Consider the following 18,044-nt stretch of genomic DNA (forward strand, 5'->3'; position numbering starts at 1 on the left):
GAGTGCGGTTATAAAATAAAGTTGATTATTTTCACTACAAACCGAAACTTAAAGTATATGAGATTTGTAGTCTCGGTTCGGTTTCCACAATCACATTACCTGATTTGTCTTCTAATTTTTCACCCGCACCCAAGCCTACACTAAACGTACTAATACGCTCGGCACTCAACATCACATAAGCAAGATCGATACCACCACCTAAACGCGCTTCATCTTCACCATCTACTTTCTTGGAGTCGATGTGGCCCGCATAAGCTCCGATATAATAACCATTTTTATCTTTGCCAGTGAAATGAACTGGGTAACGAAAGCCGACTTGCCCACCAGGTGTTTTATCATCGTTCAAGAAAACACCAGCTTTTGCATAGGCAATGCCATATGGGTTTACCCACTCACCATTCACGTGAATAATTTTTTGAGTAAAACCTGCTCCAACATTCCATGGTTGATAACCCTTACCTGTTAACTTTGCCTCAGGTAAAAATGAATTGTCATTGGCATGTGCGATGCTTCCGAGCATCATAAATGCAAGCAATGGATATAATTTATTCATTGTTTTCACAAACTTCCTTAGTATTATTTTTTGGAATATTCCTTTTTTATACGTTTCGACTTTAGCAGAATAATATGAACTGTTATACACAAAGCCCCATATTTTTCATGTCTGCAAAGTCAAAATATAGACTGCAATCACAGCAGAGTCGTTTTTATTTATCAAAAAAATGTCAGTTGCGCTAGAATATGCCTCTTCCGTTATTTTAGCTCTCAGTCTTTAAGTCGATCGCGTATGAAGCAGCATTATCCTTTAAAAAATGTCCAGCAAGAAAAGCGGATTTATCGTAATCGCGTGGTGATTTCGATAGGGATTGTCTCCTTCTTTATGCTGTTGCTTGTGGCACGATATGCATATTTGCAAATCAAAAGTTATGAGACCTTTTCGACTGCTGCCGATCAAAACCGAATTCGATTGCAACCACTTGCACCTTCTCGTGGTTATATCTATGACCGTAATGGTGTGTTATTAGCGGATAATTATCCGGTTTTCTCGGCAACCATGAGCCGTGCGGATGTTGAAGACATTGATGATACGGTAGAGCGCCTAACGCCTCTGTTAGAACTGACTGATGAAGACATCGAACGTTTCAAAAGTCGGATTAAAACCTCTAAAAAGACTGAACGCGTTTCGATTAAACTGAATTTAAATGAAAATGATATCGCCCGTTTTAGTGAGGTGAAATATCAATTCCCAGGTGTCAATATAGAGACCCAAATGACTCGCTACTATCCACATGGTGAACTGTTTGCCCATGTGATTGGCTACGTAGGTCGTATTAATGACAAAGAACTAAAAACGATTGATAAAGATTTATACGCTGGCTCAAACCTGATCGGTAAAATTGGCGTTGAAAAATCATACGAAGAACTTTTACATGGTATGCCAGGAAATGAGTCGGTTGAAGCCGATGCCTTTGGTAATGTGTTACGACATCTAGGTCGTAAAGATCCGATTCGTGGTAATGACTTATATTTATCCCTAGATTATGGACTGCAAATGGTCGCTTCAGAGCAGCTTGCAGATCGACGTGGTGCAATTGTGGCGATTGACCCACGTACTGGGGAAATTCTTGCTCTTGTGTCCAGTCCTAGTTTTAACCCCAATTTATTTGTTACTGGCATTAGCAGCAAAGATTATTCTGAACTACGTGATAGCCTCGATCAGCCATTATATAACCGTGCTGTGCAAGGGGCTTATCCTCCAGGTTCAACGATCAAACCGATGTTTGGTCTAGGTGGTATTCATTATGGTCTAGTGGACTGGAGTACTGCCATTTCAGATCCGGGCTATTTCACGCTTCCGGGTGACAGCCATCGTTTCCGTGACCACAAAAAAACTGGTCATGGCTCAGTTAATTTACACAAAGCTCAAGTCATTTCCTGCGATACCTACTTCTATGTCTTGTCCTATCGCATGGGCATTGAAAAAATGAATACTTGGATGCGTCAGTTTGGTTTCGGTGAAAAAACCGGTGTAGATTTACCAAGTGAAAGTACGGGGCTATATCCAAATCCTGAATGGAAGCTCCGCACACGGAAGTCCAACTGGCTTAAAGGTGAAACCATTTCTGTCAGTATTGGTCAAGGTGCATTTACAGCAACACCATTACAACTGGCGATGGCGACTGCTATTACCGCCAATCAAGGCTCTCATGTTACACCTCACGTTTTGCGTGAAAGTAAAGGCGCTAAAGTCCACAAAGTCCATAACGCCCCGAATGGTCGCATTCAATTTAATGGTAAGCCAGATGATTGGATCAAAATGCGTGATGCCATGATTGATGTGGTTCAAACAGGGACCGGTCGTGGTATTCGTACCCCAATGTATCAAATCGCAGGTAAAACAGGCACCGCACAGGTTAAAAGTATTGCCCAAGGTAAACGCTATAACGAATCTTTATTGACAGAACGTCAGCTTGACCATGGTTTATTTGTTGGTTTTGCCCCTGCGGAAAAACCTGAAATTGCGATTGCCGTCGTTTGGGAAAATGGTCGTCACGGTGGTTCTGCTGCTCAAATTGCTAAACCAATGTTTGACTACTGGTTATTAACACGTAAAAAGAATCCAATTCGTCCTGCAGGCCATCAAATTAGCGGTGGTCTCATGACTGCAGGTCTAAAACCGAGTGAATTACCAAGCGGCTCGAATATTTTATCTGCCGATCCAAATGCAAGCCCAACTGCACAGCAGAACAATAGTGCAACTCAACAACCGAATAGTGCAAATACAACACCTCGTGCTGCCAGTGCCGCACATGCAACCGATGAGGAATAATTCATGAAAAATCAATTAAGAATCATTGGTGGTGAATGGAAGCGTCGTCAATTACCTTTTGCCAGTATTGACGGTTTACGCCCTACACCTGACCGTGTCCGCGAGACATTATTTAACTGGCTCATGTGGGATGTTCAAAATGCCAAAGTCCTCGACCTCTGTACAGGTTCAGGTGCTTTGTCATTTGAAGCACTCTCGCGTGGTGCAGCAGAAGCTGTTTTAATTGAACCTGATCGCACCCAAGCGAAATTCCTCATGGACAATTTAGAACTTTTAAGAGTCAGTAAACAACGCGTACAACTTAAAAACATGACGGCACAACAAGCCATTCCTAACTTGAAAGACCAATTTGATCTGATTTTCTTAGATCCCCCTTATAGTCTTGATTTATGGCAGGAACTTGCTGAGTTGGTCGATCCGTGCATTGCAGACAATGGTTTAATTTATATCGAAGCTGATCGTGATCTTGCTCAGTTAAAACTCCCGAGCAGTTGGCAGCAAATCAAACAAACCAAAGCTGGGACGGTGCGTGCAGGCTTATATAAAAAGGCTTAATGTAAATGCACACAAAAAAGGACGTCAATGCGTCCTTTTTTATTACTTGAAAATCATTAAACCTGTGGTCGAAGTGGACGCTGGCTGTTAAATCCACCCGGGGTTTTAACTTTATCCACGAGCGTCACTTTTGGACGTTGTTGCTGTGTTTTTTGCAGCTGAGGCTTGCTTGTATTGGATTTAGCTGGCGTCTGAGGCTTTGTGCTTGGACGATGCACATTTGACGGATGCTGAGATGAAGGTTTCTGTACATTCGGTTTATGCGCATTTGGTTTATATATATCGTCTGGACGGCTATTCGAATTCGGTCGTGGTGAGTTTGGTCGATGTTGCGGGCTATTCACTCGACCATATGAACGGTCATAACGCTGACTTGAGTCATAGCGCTGTCCGTATGACCCCCTATATTGACCTGAATAACCATATTGATTTGCATAGCCATATTGATTCGAATGGTATCGGCCATCATCAAATGGCGCCACGACACACCCTGTAAATGTAACTGCAACTACAGATAGCAAAGCAACTTGTTTAAGCATGTGTAGCACTCCTCTTTGATGAAGAGCATTTTCACTTATCGAAATGAATTCAATCGGAAGTCTGTGTACATCTGCTGTATTTAAACATTCATGTTTTATTCATCATTTGACATCCAATTTTGCTACATTTGCTCAGTCAGCCACATTTATATAGAAAAATTCACTACAATAGCGCCACGTATTTCAAAGCTGTAATTTAATGACTTGGCTGATTTTTATTCTTGGTGCCATCTTTGCGGGATTCGTACAAGGATTAACAGGGTTTGCATTCGCCCTTATCGCAATGTCATTTTGGGTTTGGATACTCCCCCCTCAAATAGCCGCACCCTTGGTGGTCTGCGCTTCAGTTTATAGCCACTTCATTTCATTATCATCAGAACGTAAAAGCATTCCAATCAATAGAAAAATCATTTATCCCTATTTAATTGCAGGAATTTTAGGTGTGCCACTCGGTACCTATTTATTAGACAGCATTAATCCGGATACATTTAAATTAGTTTTGGGCGCTTTTTTAATGTTTTGGTGCCCAATTTTATTTTTTAATCCAAAATTTTCATTCATCCAAAAGACAGGGAAATGGGCGGATTCTAGTATCGGATATATTGCTGGAATCTTGGGTGGTCTTGGAGGCTTTTGTGGTGCATTACCCTCTGCATGGCTCATGCTGAAAAATACACCCAAAGCAGAACAACGCTATATTTTGCGACATTTCAATTTAGCTATTCAGCTCGTCACACTCATTAGCTACCTATTACAAGGAATCATCCATCGTGAACATCTGCCCTATTTAGCCGTGCTTTTGGTGATTATGGCTTTTCCAGTGATTTTTGGTGCCAAACTTTTTTATCGCATTTCAGAACGCCAATTTAAACATATTGTATTAGGTCTTCTATTCTCTTCAGGCTGCTTCTTGGTGACGATGAGTATCTTAACCTGATGACTCCAAACCTAAAGATATTTGTCCAAATTGTTCTAACAAAAAGCCTTTTCAGTTAGACATTCACATCTTGTAACAATGACACAGTTCACATTTAAATAAAAATTAGCCAAATGGTAAAAAAGTTATTAATTTTTTTGTCGAAAATTAATAGAATATTGCACCTCATAATTTTGCTTAAAATAAAACCATGAAAAAGTTCATCCTGCTTGCAGGTGTGACTCTGCTTAGCGGCTGTATGTTTGGCACGTCCAGCGAAATTAAAAAAGCTGAAAAACTACTCTCCCATTTTCAATGCAATAATATTGAAAGTTCACATATGACTCATAGCTCGATTACAACTTTCCATGAAGAAAAACTAGCATCAAGCAAACAAAAAGTCGTGTCTTATATCGATAGCTATAAGCAAGGCGAAAAGTTATTTCGTATTCCGCTCATCGATGTGGTTGACCAGCAATACATTATTTATAAGGCGGCATGTCAAAATCTGGGCGGTATTCATCCCGACTTTAATGATTAAAATCAACATAAAAATCTAAACAGAAGAATCTAAACATAAAAAAGGACAGCCGATGCTGTCCTTTTTTATTGGTTTGTTGGATTAGTGATAGCGTGTATCGACACTGAATTTTTCAGGAAATTTGGCATGAATTTGCGCGTAAAAATCCATGATTTCAGCCATATCTTTTTCATAATCGCCTGTAGGATAAACAATTTTACCCACACCCGTTTTTTTCTGCGCATAGTCCATATAGGCTAAAGCAATCGGCACACCCGCTTGCATAGCAACATGATAAAAACCGGTTTTCCACTTCTCTTGTTTGGCGCGTGTCCCTTCAGGGGTTACCAACATGACTAATTTGGGATGATGCTTAAATAAGTCAGCCATGAGCTCAACCATACTTTGACGTGCTTCACCATCTTGTTTTGGACGACGATTAATACCTATTCCGCCCATAGCACGTACAAAAGGCCCAAACGGGAATTTCATATAACTGTCTTTAATCGTGATACGAACATTTACCCCTAAAGCTTTCAGGGCAAGGCGTGCATAAAGTGCATCCCAATTACTGGTATGTGGCGCTGCAATCATGACACATTGGTCGATATTTAAATCCCAATGGTTATCAATTTGCCACCCCATTAAGTTCAGACTTTTTTCCGCTGTTTTTTCAAACACAATTTGCACCGACAGTTTTTTCTATGCCGCAGAGTTTAACAACGCAAAATAATTATAAAAGCCTATATTGTTTAGTTATTCACCAATTAATATATAAATGTCCTTTAGCGTTCACTTTTAGGTAAATCACCAATATTTCACTATTTACGAATTTTAAAAATCAAATGTCTGTTTTGATGTATTAACCAAACACACAATTGTTAACAGGAATAGGCTATTTTTCTTGAGCAATAAAAGTCACGCTTAGCATTATATTGGGTACATACGGTGTATAAATCTCATGAAAAAACTAATGCTCGCTCTCTGTATGGTCAGTGCAACCTTAACGGCATGTTCAAAAACCAGCAATGAATCTGAAACTGCGACACCACCAGATAATAATGTCATTGCCAATACAGACGCAGCCTCAGAAAGTCCGATTGCCACAGGTGATAACACCGAAAATGCACTTGATTGGGCGGGTGAATATAAAGGAATTCTGCCTTGCCATGATTGCAAAGGGATTGAAACTGAACTTGAACTCAAACTTGATAAGAGCTATGAACTCAGCCAAGAATTTTTAGGTAAACCTGCGAACACTGAAAATAAAGTGAAAGGCAGTTTTAAGTTCTTGCCAGATCAACCTGGAATGATTCAACTTGATGCCGAGGGCGACAATCGAATTTACTTTGTAGGTGAAAACTTTATTGAGCTTCGTGGTGATAAAGGTGAAAAACTAGAAATGCCTGAAGTAAATCTTAAACTCACCAAAAAGCTTGATTAGTGTTTTACTCTAACTAGGATTGTTATAAAAAAATCCCCGCAAGTAGCGGGGATTTTTTAGATCGGATGATCAGTATGAATTACATCATACCGCCCATGCCACCCATACCGCCCATATCAGGCATAGCAGGTTTATCTTCTGGGATTTCAGTAATCATACATTCAGTTGTAAGCATTAAGCCCGCAACAGATGCAGCATGCTCAAGCGCAGAACGTGTTACTTTAGCTGGGTCAAGAATACCCATTTCTAACATATCGCCATACTCTGAAGTCGCAGCGTTATAACCGAAGTTACCTTCACCGTTTTTCACAGCATTGATTACAACTGATGGCTCATCACCAGAGTTTGCAACGATTTGACGAAGTGGCGCTTCAATTGCACGACGTAAAATGTTAATACCTACATTTTGGTCATCGTTAGCACCAGACACACCTTCAAGTGCTTTTGCAGCACGTACAAGTGCAACACCACCACCTGCTACAACACCTTCTTCAACTGCAGCACGAGTTGCATGAAGTGCATCGTCAACGCGATCTTTCTTCTCTTTCATTTCAACTTCAGTTGCAGCGCCGATTTTGATTACAGCAACACCGCCTGCCAATTTAGCAACGCGTTCTTGAAGTTTTTCTTTGTCGTATTCTGAAGTTGATTCTTCAATTTGAGCACGAATTTGAGTTACACGTTCAGCAATTTGCTCTGCAACACCTGCACCATCAACAATTACTGTGTTTTCTTTAGAAACAGTAACTTTATGCGCTGTACCTAAGTGCTCAAGTGTAGTTTGGTCTAAAGACATACCAACCTCTTCAGAAACTACAGTCGCGCCAGTTAAAATCGCGATGTCTTGAAGCATCGCTTTACGACGATCACCAAAACCAGGTGCTTTAACAGCACAAACTTTGATAATGCCACGCATGTTGTTTACAACAAGAGTTGCAAGTGCTTCACCTTCAACATCTTCAGCAATGATAAGAAGCGGTTTACCTGTTTTAGCAACAGCTTCAAGTACAGCAATTAATTCGCGGATGTTGCTGATTTTTTTATCAACAAGAAGAATGTATGGGTTTTCAAGTTCAGCTGTTAGTGTATCTTGCTTGTTTGCAAAGTACGGGCTGATGTAACCACGGTCAAACTGCATACCCTCTACAACATCTAGAGAATCTTCAAAGCCTGAACCCTCTTCAACTGTAATTACACCCTCTTTACCAACTTTTTCCATTGCTTGAGCAATAAGTTTACCAACAGTGGTGTCAGAGTTCGCAGAAATAGAACCTACTTGTTCAATCGCTTTAGAGTCAGATGCAGGTTTTGCAGTCGCTTTAATTTCAGCAACTACAGCTTTAACCGCGATGTCGATACCGCGTTTAAGATCCATTGGGTTCATACCCGCAGTTACTGATTTAATCCCTTCATTAAGGATTGCTTGTGCAAGAACAGTTGCAGTTGTTGTACCGTCACCCGCGATGTCGTTGGTTTTTGAAGACACTTCACGAACTAGCTGAGCGCCCATGTTTTCAAACTTGTCTTTTAACGTGATTTCTTTAGCAACAGAAACACCATCTTTAGTGATGTGCGGTGCACCGAAAGAACGATCGATGACAACGTTACGGCCTTTAGGACCTAAAGTCACTTTTACAGCATCTGCAAGTACATTTACACCCGCGATCATTTTTGAACGCGCTGAATCACCAAATTTTACGTCTTTAGCTGACATGTCTAACTCCGAATCTTTTTAAAATTTTTAACAATTTATGATGAATAAAAGGGTCTAAATGCGTGTACGAAACTTAAGCTTCAAGTACCGCTAAGATGTCAGACTCTTTCATAATAAGAAGCTCTTCGCCTGCTACTTTTACTTTTGTACCGGCATAAGTGCCAAACAATACGTTGTCACCAACTTTAACGTCTAATGCACGTACGCCATTGTCAGTTACTTTGCCATTACCTACAGCGATTACTTCGCCTTGAGCAGGTTGTTCAGCTGCTGAAGTACTTAAAATAAGACCACCAGCAGTTTTAGTTTCCTTTTCAACACGGCGAATCACAACGTTGTCATGCAAAGGACGAATATTGCTCATAGTTAACTCCAGACTAAGTCTATTTACTAGATAAAAGACGATGACATTTTGATTTCCATAAGCCATCGACAAAAAATAATTTAGATGACACTTTTGTGGGGATGGAAAAAAACCCTTCAAGGGCAAAATTTAATTTTTTTCATTTTTTTGTATTTTTTTTCTTCAAAATTTAAATTTAAAGGATTAAAGCTCATCCAAAATATGAGTACTAAGATTTTCTTCGAATATTTTTAACTTTGAATGATAAAAATAATGCTGCACATTCATCTGCTCATCAATGACATTAAAACTGTTGGCAAGGTTATCGTGTAGGCGATATGACGTTGCAGTGCCAGCATGAATATCCCAAACTGGATGCGCAGCACCTAAAGCATAAATCTGATTGAGGTCATAGCTGGCTGGAACATGTAAATGTCCATGCAATAAACCATTTAAACCGTGTTGACTCCACTGTTCGAGTGCCAAACGCCCTTGAACAGGACAATCTTTCACACCATGCGGGTCATTGGGCGGCGTATAAAAAGGTTGATGCGCTATGATTAATTTTACTTTATTGGGCGGCGCATGTTTAAGTAATTCATCGACATGATGTATTTGCTCCAGCGATACATGCCCTCGCGTATGGTAACGACGGCGAATACTATTGATCCCAATTAAATAAAAATGCTCGGTTTCCAGTACATTTTCCATGGCACCAAAAAAAAGTTGATAACGTGCAAAAGGACTAAAAACACGGTTCCATAAATGATATAGCGGAATATCATGATTCCCCGGCACAACGATATATGGCAACTTTAAGCTTTCTAAAAATTGCTTACATGCATAAAACTGACGATAGCGCGCACGTTGGGTTAAGTCTCCACTGGCAACCACGGCCTCGATACGCTGTTCGTGACAAAATTGCTGAATAGCGCGCATACACTCTGGCTTTTCAGTGCCGAAATGCAGATCAGACAGATGCAGTATCATGTGGCACCCGTATCTTTAAGGCTTGTTTTTGCACTCGAATTTTAAGCGGCGGTTTCATTTCTACAATCTCACCATCCACAGCAACGGTCATTTTTTTTCGTTGGGTATGTATGGTGACTTCATCAGCGGCAAAACTATACACATCTGGTGCATTGTCGATATTGCCACGGATCAATTGCCATAAAATTTTAAATAACGTTTTCTTATCACTTTTTGCGACCACCACACCTGCAACTTTACCTGCCTCTGCATCTTTAGCGATTTGCAAGTTTAAATCGGCCAATTGCAATTGATTATTGCCAAAAAAGATCAAGGGCGTTTTGACTGGATAAATATGATGATCCACTTCGATTTCCAATTTCAGCTCTTTACGATCTCGAATCAGCACATCCAAACCTGAGGTATAAGCATGCAATGGGAAACGCCCAAACTTTTGATTATAAAATTCTCTTTTTTGTATAAATAAAGGATACAAGCCCAAACTGGCATTGTTTAAATAGATATGTTCATTGATTTGCGCCACGTGCACCTGTCGATTATTGCCTGTCGCAATCACCTGTGCCGCTTGAATTAAATCGAGAGGAATATTGAGTACCCGCGCCACATAATTAAATGTGCCCAAAGGTAAGACCCCCATAGGAATATCGGTATGCATCAACTGATGAGCAACAGCATTTAAGGTTCCATCACCACCTGCTGCAACCACAACACCCAAATTATCAGGGTCTTTATGGCGTGCAAATACCTTGCTCATTAAAGTATCAAAACTCGCTTCCTGCCCAAGCTCAAATGACTGTATTTCGAAATTATGATCGGATAAAATCCGCACAAGTTCCTCGTAGACTTCATCTTTGTTTGCAGCATGAAATCCTGATTTTTTATTATAGATAATAGATAAAGGCTTGGCTTGTTTAATCACTTTTTATACATCTTGGCCGCTTAGTATTGTATTTTGTCGAATTTAACAGCAAATAATAGCGCCTTTATGTAAAAATCGAATTACCACCATTTATTTAATCAATAATAATTCTCAAATATCAATTACATGCAACTTTTTGTTTTTATTAAAAATAACTATATAAAATATTGTCCATCACGTTAATAAATAAAGTGGAAATCCACCACACAATATGTTAAGTTATTGTATTTTATCTATATTTAATATAAATAGCATTAACTACCAAAAAAAATCTACCACTTCTTTAGTCTTATTTTTTTTATGATTTTATGCTTTAATACAGCCACTTTTTTTCATCTTTTATCTGCATGATGTATCCCATGATGCAGATTATACTTTGTACGGTTAGTACATTTTTGAGATAGGCCTCACCATGACCCAAGTGAACGCACCAGAATTCGTTCGTCACCCTAAGCTCATTGCTTGGGTGGAAGAAATTGCCAAATTAACCAAACCAGCAAAAATCGAATGGTGTGACGGTAGCGCAGAAGAATATCAACGTTATATCGACTTGATGATCGCTAACGGCACTATGCAAGAACTTAACCAAGAAAAACATCCTGGTTCTTACCTTGCTAATTCTGATCCTTCTGACGTTGCTCGTGTTGAAGGTCGTACTTACATCTGTTCTGAAAAACAAGAAGATGCAGGCGCAACAAACAACTGGGAAGCTCCAGCTGAAATGCGTGCTCGTCTGAATGGTTTATTTGACGGTTCAATGAAAGGCCGTACTTTATACGTAGTTCCTTTCTCTATGGGTCCTTTAGGTTCTCATATTGCTCACATCGGTATCGAACTTACTGATTCTCCTTACGTTGCTGTAAGCATGTCTAAAATGGCTCGTATGGGTAAAGCTGTTTATGACGTACTTGGTACTGACGGTGACTTCATTCCTTGCGTACACACTGTTGGTGCTCCGCTTGAAGAAGGTCAAAAAGACGTTGCTTGGCCTTGCAACCCTGAAAAATACATCGTTCATTACCCAGAAACTCGTGAAATCTGGTCTTACGGTTCTGGTTACGGCGGTAACGCATTGTTGGGTAAAAAATGCCTAGCTTTACGTATTGCATCTTCTATGGGTCGTCAACAAGGTTGGTTAGCTGAACACATGCTCATCCTTGGCGTGACTAACCCACAAGGCGAAAAACACTACATCGCAGCTGCATTCCCTTCTGCTTGTGGTAAAACAAACTTCGCGATGTTGATTCCACCAGCGGGTTACGAAGGTTGGAAAATTGAAACTGTAGGTGACGATATTGCTTGGATCAAACCAGGTGAAGATGGTCGTTTATATGCAATCAACCCTGAAGCTGGTTTCTTCGGTGTAGCACCTGGTACAAATACCAAGACTAACCCGAACTGTATGGCGACTCTTCATAAAGACGTAATCTATACCAACGTTGCTGTAACTGACGAAGGTGAAGTATGGTGGGAAGGTCTTACTAAAGAAGCGCCTGCTAACTTGACTAACTGGAAAGGTCAACCACACACCGGCGAAGAAAAAGCAGCTCATCCAAATGCTCGTTTCACTGTTTCAGCTGGTCAATGTCCTTCTATTGATGCTGACTGGGAAAATCCAGCAGGTGTTCCAATTTCTGCGTTCATCTTCGGTGGTCGTCGTGCAGACACAGTGCCTCTAATTTCAGAAGCATTTGACTGGGTTGACGGTGTTTACAAAGCTGCAACTATGGGCTCTGAAACAACTGCTGCTGCTGTTGGTCAACAAGGTATCGTTCGTCGTGACCCATTCGCAATGCTTCCATTTGCGGGTTACAACATGGCTGACTACTTCTCTCACTGGTTAGAACTTGGTGAAGAAGTTGCTGCTAAAGCTAAAGCTGCTGGCAATAAACTTCCTGGTATCTACAACGTGAACTGGTTCCGTCGTGATGCTGAAGGTAACTTTGTATGGCCTGGTTTCGGTCAAAACATGCGTGTTCTTGAGTGGATCATTGACCGTTGTGAAGGTCGTGCAGACGCTGTTGAAACACCTATCGGCCTTGTTCCAACATACGAACAATTGAACTGGACTGGTTCAGACTTCACTAAAGAGCAATTCGAGCTTGTAACTTCTCAAGATAAAGATCAATGGATCAAAGAACTTGAAAGCCACACTGAATTGTTCAATAAACTTGGTGATCGCTTACCAAAAGCACTTAAAGTACGTCAAGACGAACTTTTAGAAGCTGTAAAAAAATCTGCTTAATCGGCCTTTAATTTCCCTCCTTTAAAAGAGGGATTAAGAAAGATTTAAAAGACCGCCTTGCGCGGTCTTTTTTATATCAACTAAGCCACATCTTGAGCTTTTTGCTTTATACGTATTGCCATTAAGTACTCGTCCAAAACATCAACTTCAGATGCACTGAATTGCAAATATAAGTTTGTGCGTCTTTGCAAAATATCTTCAGAGCTTCTCGCCCACTCATGCTCAACCAAATAATCTACTTCTTGAGCATACAAGCCATGCCCGAAGTTTTGCCCAAGCTCATCAATCGAAGTTAAATGATTCAGCAAAATCCAGACACGTGTTCCATAAGCATGCGCCCAACGACTTGCTAGACTGTTTGAAACACCTTTAACATTTTGTTGGATTTCAGCTATCAACTGCTCGATTGATTCTAAATTTTCCGCACCAGGTAATGCTGTATCAGCAGTCCAAGGCTTGGATCGATGATGAAAAACAGTTTTAAGTTCATCTAGCGCCGCTTCTGCGAGTTTTCGATAGGTGGTGAGCTTGCCACCAAAAATTGATAGCAATGCTGCACCTTCTACATCGGTCAGTGCCAAAGTATAATCTCGCGTGACTGCTGCTGGATTATCTGATTCATCATCACACAGCGGACGCACACCTGAATAGGTTGAAATTATGTCCGTTTGCGTCAATTGAGTTTTAAAGTGATCATTTGACACATCAAGTAAGTAATCAATTTCTTCTTGGCTTATCTTTACTCGATTTGGGTCTGCATGATATTCACGATCTGTCGTGCCGATCAAGGTATATTGTTCTAAATATGGGATCGCAAAGACAAGGCGATGATCATCATTTTGCATAATAAAAGCTTTATCGCCGTCAAAGAGCTTTGCAACGATGATATGGCTACCTTGTATTAAGCGTATACCATAAGGTGACTCTTGCTTTAAACCCTGTTTTATAAAGTCAGCGACCCAAGGACCTGCCGCATTCACCAATACTTTAGCCTGCACATTTTGCAAACCCTTGGCATTTTTTAAACACACTTGCCAAATGCCAGCTTTACTGTATGCATTTAAACATTCTGTTCGAGTCAGAACCTGTGCACCATATTCCCGTGCTTGTATCGCATTGAGTACAACCAAGCGTGCATCATCCACAACGCAGTCGGAATATTCAAACCCTCGAGTAAATCTGGGTGCTAAAGGACTAACTTTCACATCAAATTCAATACCATTGGAGCCAGCAAGCTGTTCTCGCTTACCCAAATAATCATAAAAGAATAATCCAGTCCGAATTAGCCAAGCCGGACGTAAGTGCGGTTCATGTGGCATGATAAAACGCATCGGTCGAATAATATGGGGGGCTTTTTTAAGCAGAACTTCGCGTTCTGCCAGTGCTTCACGCACTAAACGAAATTCTTTATGTTCTAAATAGCGAAGACCACCATGAATTAATTTACTACTTGCAGATGAAGTATGGCTCGCGAGATCGTCTTTTTCGCAAAGCAAAACACTTAAACCACGCCCCGCTGCATCACAAGCAATACCAACACCATTGATTCCACCACCAATGACCACCATGTCATATATTAATTGCTGTTGTGTATTCATTGCTCCCCCCCACTATATCTTTTTATTCAACAATGATTCGTTTTCTTTGCTTTATTATTTTTCTCATTGATCATCATTTTTTGATCCAGTTACCTATTTTAGTCACAACATCCTTACGCTGAGTTTTTGTATTCCTCATTAAATGAGAAGTTATATTTTAAATGTACGTTTAAACAATTCCTGGCTCAAGTATGAAATCAATCATTTTATATACAAACCCTTATTCAAAGCAAAATTCATGACAAGCCGTTGATTTGTACACTTTTTCAACAAAACCTCTTTTTTAGTTTACATTTCATGCTTTTCGATACGCATAAGATATTTTCACACAATAAAAAAAGATGGATTTTAAAATGACGGAAGAAATTGTTACTCAATCAAATTTAGATACAAAGACCCGAGTAAAATCCATTCTCGGAGGTTCAGCAGGTAATCTTGTTGAATGGTACGATTGGTATGTCTATGCGGCATTCACCCTCTATTTCGCCCATGCTTTTTTCCCTCAGGGCAGCCAGACTGCACAGCTTCTCCAAGCTGCGGCCATCTTTGCAGTCGGTTTCCTCATGCGACCCATTGGTGCATGGATTATGGGGATCTATTCAGACAAAAAAGGTCGAAAGTCAGGTTTAACCCTCTCCGTCACACTCATGTGTATCGGCTCATTGATGATTGCCATTTCTCCAACGCATGACCAAATTGGTATTTTGGCGCCGATTATTCTTGTGGTTGCACGACTAATTCAAGGTTTAAGTGTCGGCGGTGAATATGGCGCCAGTGCTACCTACCTCAGTGAAATGGCTGACCGCGACCGTCGTGGTTTTTTTTCAAGCTTTCAATATGTGACACTGATTGCAGGTCAGTTGACTGCACTGTGCGTACTACTTATTTTGCAATGGTTGCTGACAGAAGAACAATTACATGATTGGGGCTGGCGTATTCCGTTCTTTATTGGTGCGTGCTTAGCGGTAGTGGTTTTCCGTATTCGACGTGGCCTGCTAGAAACCCAGTCCTTCAAAAATGCACAAGAGCAAAAGGACCAGCCTGAATCAGGCTTATTTTCTCTATTTAAGCATTATCCGAAAGAAGCATTCACGGTGTTATTTTTAACAGCTGGGGGTACATTGGCTTTTTATACCTACACCACCTATTTGCAAAAATATCTGGTCAATACCTCTGGCTTTAGTAAACCTGAGGCCACGCAAATCACCACTTTAGCACTGTTTATTTTTATGTGCTTACAACCACTTGCAGGCGGTCTATCCGATAAAATTGGTCGTAAGCCTCTAATGATCGCCTTCGGGATCTTAGGGGTGCTGTTCACCTATGTTCTGTTTAGTGCCTTAGGACAAACTCAAGATTATTGGACCGCATTTTGGCTCTGTCTCGCAGGTCTAGTGATTGTCACGGGATACACCTCGATCAATGCGGTTGTAAAAGCAGAAATGTTCCCTGCACATATTCGCGCATTGGGTGTTGCGCTGCCTTATGCACTTGCAAATACCATCTTTGGTGGTACGGCAGAATTCTTTGCGCTAAGTTTTAAAGAAGCTGGTCACGAGTCTTGGTTCTTCATCTATGTGACCATCATGATTTTTATTTCGTTATTGGTCTACGTCTTTATGAAAGACACCAAACACCATTCCAAAATTCAGGAGCATTGATCAGAATTATTTGATGACGACTTATTGATCAAGCTGATCAAAAACAGCATGTGTTTCCAATCAAAGCCTCAATCGATGAGGCTTTGTTGTTTTCATTTAGTCGTGAAAAATGTATCTGTTTAAAAAAATCGCATTTTATAGACTAAAGTCGCATGATTTTCTGCGACAACAGGAGTATAAATTAAATAAATATAGTTCCATCTCCCATTTCGACAAAATATATTGATTTAAACTTTTCTCAAAGAGTTTAAATGGATATGTTTTGCATTCATTCCTTGGAGAATGATGTGTCAAACTCATCTGAGCCAGTTTTTCCTGAACAATTGGATAGAAAAACTCGTGTCAAATCTATCCTCGGCGGATCTGCCGGCAACCTCGTTGAATGGTACGACTGGTATGTCTACGCTGCTTTTACCCTTTACTTTGCACCGCAATTTTTCCCTGACGGTGACAATACTGTAAAACTCTTACAAGCAGCTGCAGTCTTTGCACTCGGTTTCTTAATGCGTCCAATCGGCGCATGGGTCATGGGTATTTATGCGGACCGTAAAGGTCGTAAAGCAGGTTTGACGCTGTCTGTATCGTTGATGTGTGTCGGCTCACTGATGATCGCATGTGCGCCAACCTACGATTCTGTAGGGATGCTCGCACCCGCTATTCTACTTTTAGCGCGTTTACTCCAAGGCTTAAGTGTCGGCGGTGAATATGGCTCTAGTGCGACCTATTTGACTGAAATGGCAGGTAAAAACCATCGTGGTTTCTTCTCAAGTTTCCAATATGTCACACTGATTTCAGGTCAGCTATTGGCTCTTTGCGTTTTAATTATCCTACAACGCAATTTCTCAGAACAAGCTTTAACTGAATGGGGCTGGCGTGTTCCGTTCTTCATCGGTGCGTTGCTCGCTATAGTGGTGTTCTGGATTCGTCGCGGTTTAGTTGAAACTCAATCCTCTAAAGAAGCTCAAGAACAAGCTAAAAATGGTGGTCCAAAATCAGGTGCTTTAGCGTTATTTACCAAATACCCTAAACAAGCCTTCACTGTGATCATGTTGACTGCCGGTGGTACTTTAGCGTTCAACACTTTTACCACATATTTACAAAAATATTTGGTCAACACGTCTGGCTTTGAAAAAACCACAGCAACTGAAATTACCACTGCTGCAATTTTCATCTTCATGCTTTTACAACCTGCTGTCGGTGCGCTTTCAGACAAAATTGGTCGTAAGCCAATTATGATCGCCTTTGGTGTGCTTGGTGTGCTGTTTACCATTCCAATTTTCAACGGTATCGGTTCTACGACTAGCCCAACCACAGCATTTATGCTTTGTATGAGCGGTATGGTGATTGTCACTGGTTATACTGCGATTAATGCCGTAGTAAAAGCTGAGTTGTTCCCTGCACACATCCGTGCCCTAGGTGTTGCATTGCCTTATGCCATTGCAAATACTCTCTTTGGTGGTACAGCAGAACTTGTAGCTTTGAGCTTCAAAAATGCAGGCCATGAAAACTACTTCTTCTACTACATTACGTTCATGATTGGTTTATCTTTGATCACGTATGTCTTCATGAAAGATACGAAAAAACATAGCATGATCACTGACGATTAAGTCGCTCAGCCCTGCTATTACACTTAAGCTCATCAAAGCCTATTTTGATGAGCTTTTTTTATATCAATTTCCATCTACTCTTCGTTTCGGCTGCATCAAAGATTTAATCAAACTTCTTTTGCTTTCTTGGTTTTCCCATCGAGTCGACAGACGGACTATGGCA

16 protein-coding genes are annotated in these 18,044 nt (G+C 40.6%); 8 read left to right on the forward strand and 8 right to left on the reverse strand.

All coding sequences use genetic code 11. The features are described from left to right. Positions 1-34: 34 nt before the first annotated feature. On the reverse strand, positions 35-553 hold the full coding sequence (locus FTU34_RS08715; protein WP_078192958.1) for a hypothetical protein: 519 nt from the start codon (positions 551-553) through the stop codon (positions 35-37). A gap of 234 nt (positions 554-787) precedes the next feature. Between FTU34_RS08715 and mrdA the strand changes: the two genes are divergently transcribed. Together mrdA and rsmD are read left to right on the forward strand one after the other, a co-directional pair. Then, positions 788-2,830: a penicillin-binding protein 2 gene (gene mrdA / locus FTU34_RS08720; RefSeq protein ID WP_180011847.1), complete on the forward strand. Its 2,043-nt coding sequence runs from the start codon at positions 788-790 to the stop codon at positions 2,828-2,830. A gap of 3 nt (positions 2,831-2,833) precedes the next feature. Then, positions 2,834-3,385 (forward strand): 16S rRNA (guanine(966)-N(2))-methyltransferase RsmD, encoded by a 552-nt coding sequence (rsmD, locus tag FTU34_RS08725; protein ID WP_168378319.1) that lies wholly within the window; start codon positions 2,834-2,836, stop codon positions 3,383-3,385. Positions 3,386-3,441: 56 nt separating this feature from the next. Here the strand turns inward: rsmD and FTU34_RS08730 are convergent, their stop codons facing one another. Then, a complete protein-coding gene (locus FTU34_RS08730) occupies positions 3,442-3,924 on the reverse strand; it encodes a hypothetical protein (protein ID WP_180035380.1) in 483 nt (160 codons plus the stop codon). Positions 3,925-4,123: 199 nt separating this feature from the next. Between FTU34_RS08730 and FTU34_RS08735 the strand changes: the two genes are divergently transcribed. Further along, a complete protein-coding gene (locus FTU34_RS08735) occupies positions 4,124-4,861 on the forward strand; it encodes a sulfite exporter TauE/SafE family protein (protein ID WP_180035379.1) in 738 nt (245 codons plus the stop codon). A gap of 190 nt (positions 4,862-5,051) precedes the next feature. After that, complete coding sequence (locus tag FTU34_RS08740) at positions 5,052-5,381, forward strand: hypothetical protein (protein WP_180024138.1); 330 nt, start codon at positions 5,052-5,054, stop codon at positions 5,379-5,381. Between the two features lie 81 nt (positions 5,382-5,462). Here the strand turns inward: FTU34_RS08740 and FTU34_RS08745 are convergent, their stop codons facing one another. After that, on the reverse strand, positions 5,463-6,041 hold the full coding sequence (locus tag FTU34_RS08745) for a 1-acyl-sn-glycerol-3-phosphate acyltransferase (protein ID WP_171262613.1): 579 nt from the start codon (positions 6,039-6,041) through the stop codon (positions 5,463-5,465). Between the two features lie 280 nt (positions 6,042-6,321). Between FTU34_RS08745 and FTU34_RS08750 the strand changes: the two genes are divergently transcribed. Next, positions 6,322-6,804, forward strand: coding sequence for a copper resistance protein NlpE (locus tag FTU34_RS08750; RefSeq protein ID WP_180007485.1), 483 nt, complete (start codon positions 6,322-6,324; stop codon positions 6,802-6,804). 79 nt (positions 6,805-6,883) lie between these two features. On the opposite strand, the gene groL is transcribed toward FTU34_RS08750, so the two are convergent. From groL to FTU34_RS08770, 4 genes are all read right to left on the reverse strand, one after another. Beyond that, entirely contained in the window at positions 6,884-8,518 is a 1,635-nt protein-coding gene (gene groL / locus FTU34_RS08755; protein WP_078192965.1) for a chaperonin GroEL, read from the reverse strand. A gap of 73 nt (positions 8,519-8,591) precedes the next feature. Further along, entirely contained in the window at positions 8,592-8,882 is a 291-nt protein-coding gene (groES, locus tag FTU34_RS08760; protein WP_078192966.1) for a co-chaperone GroES, read from the reverse strand. Positions 8,883-9,065: 183 nt separating this feature from the next. After that, on the reverse strand, positions 9,066-9,851 hold the full coding sequence (locus FTU34_RS08765; RefSeq protein WP_180035378.1) for a metallophosphoesterase: 786 nt from the start codon (positions 9,849-9,851) through the stop codon (positions 9,066-9,068). After that, positions 9,832-10,770, reverse strand: a complete 939-nt coding sequence (locus FTU34_RS08770; protein WP_078192968.1) for a diacylglycerol kinase family protein — start codon at positions 10,768-10,770, stop codon at positions 9,832-9,834. Before FTU34_RS08770 ends, FTU34_RS08765 begins: the two co-directional genes overlap by 20 nt. A 412-nt stretch (positions 10,771-11,182) precedes the next feature. Between FTU34_RS08770 and FTU34_RS08775 the strand changes: the two genes are divergently transcribed. After that, on the forward strand, positions 11,183-13,015 hold the full coding sequence (locus FTU34_RS08775) for a phosphoenolpyruvate carboxykinase (GTP) (protein ID WP_180007483.1): 1,833 nt from the start codon (positions 11,183-11,185) through the stop codon (positions 13,013-13,015). 80 nt (positions 13,016-13,095) lie between these two features. Here the strand turns inward: FTU34_RS08775 and glpD are convergent, their stop codons facing one another. Continuing rightward, positions 13,096-14,613, reverse strand: a complete 1,518-nt coding sequence (gene glpD / locus FTU34_RS08780; RefSeq protein WP_180035377.1) for a glycerol-3-phosphate dehydrogenase — start codon at positions 14,611-14,613, stop codon at positions 13,096-13,098. 341 nt (positions 14,614-14,954) lie between these two features. Here glpD and FTU34_RS08785 point away from each other — a divergent pair, with 341 nt between their 5' ends. Together FTU34_RS08785 and FTU34_RS08790 are read left to right on the forward strand one after the other, a co-directional pair. After that, positions 14,955-16,274 (forward strand): MFS transporter, encoded by a 1,320-nt coding sequence (locus FTU34_RS08785; RefSeq protein WP_078192971.1) that lies wholly within the window; start codon positions 14,955-14,957, stop codon positions 16,272-16,274. A gap of 287 nt (positions 16,275-16,561) precedes the next feature. Further along, positions 16,562-17,881, forward strand: a complete 1,320-nt coding sequence (locus FTU34_RS08790) for an MFS transporter (protein WP_180035376.1) — start codon at positions 16,562-16,564, stop codon at positions 17,879-17,881. Positions 17,882-18,044: the final 163 nt, after the last annotated feature.

The organism is Acinetobacter sp. YH12094 (assembly GCF_013419295.1).
In the GTDB taxonomy this organism is placed as follows: Bacteria; Pseudomonadota; Gammaproteobacteria; order Pseudomonadales; family Moraxellaceae; genus Acinetobacter; species Acinetobacter amyesii.

Bases quoted from the DNA above. Each gene is read 5' to 3' on its own strand.
- FTU34_RS08765 (WP_180035378.1), bottom strand. From the start codon at position 9,851: ATGATACTGCATCTGTCTGATCTGCATTTCGGCACTGAAAAGCCAGAG.
- groL (WP_078192965.1), bottom strand. From the start codon at position 8,518: ATGTCAGCTAAAGACGTAAAATTTGGTGATTCAGCGCGTTCAAAAATG.
- FTU34_RS08750 (WP_180007485.1), top strand. From the start codon at position 6,322: ATGAAAAAACTAATGCTCGCTCTCTGTATGGTCAGTGCAACCTTAACG.
- FTU34_RS08715 (WP_078192958.1), bottom strand. From the start codon at position 553: ATGAATAAATTATATCCATTGCTTGCATTTATGATGCTCGGAAGCATC.
- FTU34_RS08740 (WP_180024138.1), top strand. From the start codon at position 5,052: ATGAAAAAGTTCATCCTGCTTGCAGGTGTGACTCTGCTTAGCGGCTGT.
- FTU34_RS08775 (WP_180007483.1), top strand. From the start codon at position 11,183: ATGACCCAAGTGAACGCACCAGAATTCGTTCGTCACCCTAAGCTCATT.
- rsmD (WP_168378319.1), top strand. From the start codon at position 2,834: ATGAAAAATCAATTAAGAATCATTGGTGGTGAATGGAAGCGTCGTCAA.
- FTU34_RS08785 (WP_078192971.1), top strand. From the start codon at position 14,955: ATGGATTTTAAAATGACGGAAGAAATTGTTACTCAATCAAATTTAGAT.
- FTU34_RS08730 (WP_180035380.1), bottom strand. From the start codon at position 3,924: ATGCTTAAACAAGTTGCTTTGCTATCTGTAGTTGCAGTTACATTTACA.
- groES (WP_078192966.1), bottom strand. From the start codon at position 8,882: ATGAGCAATATTCGTCCTTTGCATGACAACGTTGTGATTCGCCGTGTT.
- FTU34_RS08735 (WP_180035379.1), top strand. From the start codon at position 4,124: ATGACTTGGCTGATTTTTATTCTTGGTGCCATCTTTGCGGGATTCGTA.
- glpD (WP_180035377.1), bottom strand. From the start codon at position 14,613: ATGAATACACAACAGCAATTAATATATGACATGGTGGTCATTGGTGGT.
- mrdA (WP_180011847.1), top strand. From the start codon at position 788: ATGAAGCAGCATTATCCTTTAAAAAATGTCCAGCAAGAAAAGCGGATT.